Here is a 1,287-nt window from a genome sequence, read left to right as displayed (position 1 = left end):
TGGAATTACTACATTAGACTGGACATAGAGTTGAATGAATATTATTGCAAGTTGTTAACTTAGCAATCATGAGACGTAAAGCCAAACATTACACTTTAGAGTTTAAGCAAAAAGCAGTAGAATTAAGTTACGCCAAAGGCAGTGTAGCACAGGTTTGTGAGGACCTGGATATCTTACCTGCTGTTCTTTACCGGTGGCGTAAAGAGCAAAAGAATTATGGTAAAAATAGTTTTCCCGGCCGTGGTAACCCTAAAATGACCGATCAACAAAAAGAGATAGCCCGTTTAAAGAAACAGCTCAAAGAAGCCGAATTAGAACGTGATATCTTAAAAAAGGCGATTGGCATCTTCTCCGCGAGCGACAAGAAAAATACAGGTTCATAAAACAGCATCGTATGAAATTTCCTGTTGAGAAGATGTGCACTATGTTAGCCGTGAGTAAAAGCGGTTATTACCACTGGTTGAAATCTGGTCCTAGCACCCTTTGGAAAGAAAATCAGAAGCTCTCTTCATTAATCAAAGATATATTTGAAGATAGTCACCAAAGCTATGGAGCTCCTAGAATAAAGGCTGAATTGAAAGCTTTGGGCTTTAAGGTATCAAAGCCTCGGGTAGCCCGTATAATGAAGGCAAACTATTTATACGCTAAGAGGAAGCGTAAGTTTAAAGCCACCACCGATAGTAGCCATAAATATCCCACAGCACCAAACTTATTGAATCAATGTTTTAATGTAGCTAGAGCTAATCAAGTATGGGTAAGCGATATTACTTATGTTCAGACCAATCAGGGTTGGAGTTACCTAACAGTGATCATTGATCTATTCAATAGAAAAGTTATAGGATGGGCTTTAAGTGATACCCTAAATACCGAGGATACTGTTATAAAAGCTTGGCAGATGGCTATTAAAAATACCACACTAACACAACCTTTGATATTCCATTCAGACCAAGGTATCCAATATGCCAGCCAAAGATTTACTAATCTACTTAAAAGCTATAATGACCTGGTAAAACAATCGATGAGTAGAAAAGGTAATTGCTGGGACAATGCCGTAGCTGAATCCTTTTTTAAATCTCTGAAAGTAGAATGGGTATATTGGCATAAATACAAGCTTAAATCACAGGCAGAGTTATCTATCTTTCAGTGGATAGAAACCTGGTACAATACCAGAAGAAGACATTCCTACTTAGGAAACAGAACTATTAAAGAATTTGAAATAGATATGTATAATCAAAAACTAGCAGCATAGTCACTCAACTTAAAGTCCAGTTTTTTGTTGCAAGTCCA

Annotated in this window: 1 protein-coding gene; it reads left to right on the top strand. The window is 37.2% G+C overall.

Translation table 11 applies throughout. The features are described 5' to 3' along the window. The first annotated feature begins 44 nt into the window (after window positions 1-44). A protein-coding gene (locus WA338_RS18760) for an IS3-like element ISLbl1 family transposase (protein ID WP_336094548.1) occupies window positions 45-1,249 on the top strand; the annotation gives its coding sequence in 2 pieces (ribosomal slippage) (window positions 45-324 and window positions 324-1,249; 1,206 coding nt in all). Window positions 1,250-1,287 lie beyond the last annotated feature (38 nt).

Source organism: Leeuwenhoekiella sp. CH_XMU1409-2 (genome assembly GCF_037029365.1).
GTDB lineage: Bacteria > Bacteroidota > Bacteroidia > Flavobacteriales > Flavobacteriaceae > Leeuwenhoekiella > Leeuwenhoekiella blandensis.
The sequence above is the reverse complement of the archived record's forward strand: the minus strand, read 5'-3'. Positions and strand labels throughout refer to the sequence as shown.